The 2572-nt window shown below is 38.3% G+C and carries 6 protein-coding genes; all 6 read right to left on the bottom strand.

The window, feature by feature from the left end:
• Positions 1–245: 245 nt before the first annotated feature.
• Entirely contained in the window at positions 246–752 is a 507-nt protein-coding gene (locus tag ABD036_RS18940; protein ID WP_343862738.1) for an STM3941 family protein, read from the bottom strand.
• A 96-nt stretch (positions 753–848) separates the two neighbouring features.
• Positions 849–1136 (bottom strand): helix-turn-helix domain-containing protein, encoded by a 288-nt coding sequence (locus ABD036_RS18935; protein WP_293752495.1) that lies wholly within the window; start codon positions 1134–1136, stop codon positions 849–851.
• Complete coding sequence (locus tag ABD036_RS18930; RefSeq protein ID WP_293752493.1) at positions 1129–1440, bottom strand: type II toxin-antitoxin system RelE/ParE family toxin; 312 nt, start codon at positions 1438–1440, stop codon at positions 1129–1131. Before ABD036_RS18930 ends, ABD036_RS18935 begins: the two co-directional genes overlap by 8 nt.
• Before the next feature lie 157 nt (positions 1441–1597).
• Complete coding sequence (locus ABD036_RS18925) at positions 1598–1984, bottom strand: hypothetical protein (RefSeq protein ID WP_343862735.1); 387 nt, start codon at positions 1982–1984, stop codon at positions 1598–1600.
• Positions 1985–2092: 108 nt separating this feature from the next.
• Positions 2093–2443, bottom strand: coding sequence for a hypothetical protein (locus ABD036_RS18920; RefSeq protein WP_343862733.1), 351 nt, complete (start codon positions 2441–2443; stop codon positions 2093–2095).
• A 36-nt stretch (positions 2444–2479) separates the two neighbouring features.
• Positions 2480–2572: IS3 family transposase (locus ABD036_RS18915; protein WP_343862677.1), on the bottom strand; the 93-nt coding region annotated here is incomplete at its 5' end.

Below are 2572 nucleotides of genomic sequence, written 5' to 3'. Positions count from 1 at the left end.
TTAATGCCTTTGGCCGCTTCCTTGGCGAAAGCTTCTAATTCTTTTTTGTTCATTTGCATCTGCCTATCCTTAACTCTTACTAGAGTATGTTGTGATAGGCAGTTACACAAAATTAGTTACAGGCTCCCCTCAAGTGCATATAACGCTTTGCCAAGGGGCAAATGCGAACGTTGTTGGGCTTTGCCCAGTGAGTATTTGTCCCAGCTGCGCTTTTTTGCAGCGAACTTAGGCAACTTGTTATACGTTTATTGAACATACAAGCTTGAATACTCTCTTAATATTGCATCTAACTCTGCTGAATCACATTTCAAGTTGTCAGTAACCAATACGACTGGTGTCTTGTACCAAATTTTAGTGATTTTGAAGTAAAACTTATAGAACCAATTTAGGTCACTAAAAAACCTTTCATCATCCTTTAAATGAACTGCAAAGTGTGGCGGAGGATCCAAATCAGGACAATTTATTAACTTAATTTCAGACCATTCAATTAGAATATTATTTGGTAATGTTGAGTTATCTATCAAACCCTCAGGACTAAACTCTAAACCTAGACATGAACTTCTTACAATTAAGAATTGAGCATATGAGTAAACACTCATTATTAATCCCAAAGATGTAAAAAGTAATGATTTTAAGCCACTTATCTTATCAACATAAAACCCATAACCACCATATATAATAAGAGGGAGTCCAATCAACAAACTTAGTAATGCATAAAACAAAGCTTTACGTTTGCTTATCTCAATTTGCACCGCGGCTCCCTAAACGTATAACACTTAATATAACTGGGAAATACGAGCGCTTTTCAGCGAGTAGTTTTCCAGTTTATGTTTTTGTTATATGCCGATTTAATGAAGGTCTGCAAACACTTCTGGATGTTGTTCAGCAATACGTAATAGTGCGATAGCAGGACCCTGAGGATGTCTACGACCTTGCTCCCAATCTTGAAGGGTACGCATACTGACTCCCAGTAAACCAGCAAAAGCTGATTGGGATAAATTTAGTTTTGAACGGATTACCTTTGGCTCCGATGGTTCCGATAACTCAGTAGTTTTTAACAATAACTTACCGTGTTTAAAACGCTTAATTTCATTTAAGCCTTCTAAGATTTCTAGACCTATATCTCGATTACTCATGATCTATTGCCTCCGCTATTTGCTTAAGAATATGAGATGCAATTGTTGAACGCTCAGATTTACTATACATAGTAAGCATCCAAATCTCATGTTCTGACTTTTTCCAGTAATATATTGCACGTACACCACCACTTTTTCCTTTTCCGGAAGGAGCCCATCTAACTTTCCGTACTCCTCCAGATCCTCTAACAATATCACCAGCATCAGGCTTTTGTAGCAAGTAAGATTGCAAGCCTCGATAGTCATCGTCCGATAAGTAATTTGGTAAAACTTTCGTGAATATACTTGTTTCAATAAATATCATAACAGAATCATACGGCAATGCCGGACTTTGTCAACAAGCTACAACAGGCATATAACGCCTCTATTAAACGGCACAGACTTGCTGGCTATACTGGGAACGAAGTTGCTCCAGCCAGCGAGTTTGGGTCCGGTTGAATGGATTGTTATATGCACGCACTTTAATTAGTAGACACTTCATAGCGGCGACTATCTGATGAAAAACCATCTGGGCATGAATAATCTATAAATACTATCAGCTTATTGTCCGAATCAGGAGATACGAAACCTAATGCTTGTGGTTCGCTGACATTTGGACTGCCAATAAAAGCAGAAATCTGTTCTTCATCAGGCCCAATTAAAAAATTTCCTAATGCAATTGGCGTGCAACCATTCTTAAGTTGAGCTGGGCCTTGGAGTTCAATCATTTTCGAAAGTTTGTCTACCGTTATTGAATAGGAAAACCCGAGAAGTTTCGCAGAATCTTCATCTAAAGCAAATGACTCGATTGGTGGTGAAGCCAAAGAGCACAGCGGAAAAAAGAGTATAAAAATGTACTCTAGCTTCATTTAACCCTCAAGTGCATATAACGCCCCTAATAAACGGCGAAAACTTGTTGGCTATACTGGCGAGGAACGAGCTCCAGCCAGCGAGTTGGCGTCCGGGTGATTGGTTTGTTATACATCACTACTGCTATTTTTAGCAACCCACCAAGCCGTTAAGCTGATAGATACCGCAAGACTAAATAATTCTACCCTTGCACCAAAAAACAGGACCGGAAAACAGCTAGCTAAACATAAATAGTGGGGTTTAAATAAACTAAACTTTTTTAGTAAATGAGCAATAGGTAAACCGTAAAAGAAAACAATTGGATATATTATTACCAGGCTAATAGAGGCAGCCATGAAGCTTCCAGCTAAAAATTCAAAAAAACCTCTTTCGCCGATATTGATAACCATGAAAAATGGAAATGCTATTAGCGGCCCTAGAATTGCCCCTTTTAGTAAATCAGCATGTTGAATTTTCATGGTGTTGGTGTTACCCACTAAAAGTGGACATCCTGTTTAAGCGTAACGAGCTTCATATTCCAACGGACTTAAGTATCCCAATGTCGAATGTAGCCTTACGCGATTATAAAATATTTCAATATATTCAAA

It is taken from the genome of Aliiglaciecola litoralis (assembly GCF_039523355.1).
Taxonomy (GTDB): domain Bacteria; phylum Pseudomonadota; class Gammaproteobacteria; order Enterobacterales; family Alteromonadaceae; genus Aliiglaciecola; species Aliiglaciecola litoralis.
Note: the sequence above shows the minus strand (reverse complement) of the source record. Positions and strands in the feature narration are given on the sequence as shown.

Bases quoted from the DNA above. Each gene is read 5' to 3' on its own strand.
- ABD036_RS18935 (WP_293752495.1), bottom strand. From the start codon at position 1,136: ATGAGTAATCGAGATATAGGTCTAGAAATCTTAGAAGGCTTAAATGAA.
- ABD036_RS18925 (WP_343862735.1), bottom strand. From the start codon at position 1,984: ATGAAGCTAGAGTACATTTTTATACTCTTTTTTCCGCTGTGCTCTTTG.
- ABD036_RS18920 (WP_343862733.1), bottom strand. From the start codon at position 2,443: ATGAAAATTCAACATGCTGATTTACTAAAAGGGGCAATTCTAGGGCCG.
- ABD036_RS18930 (WP_293752493.1), bottom strand. From the start codon at position 1,440: ATGATATTTATTGAAACAAGTATATTCACGAAAGTTTTACCAAATTAC.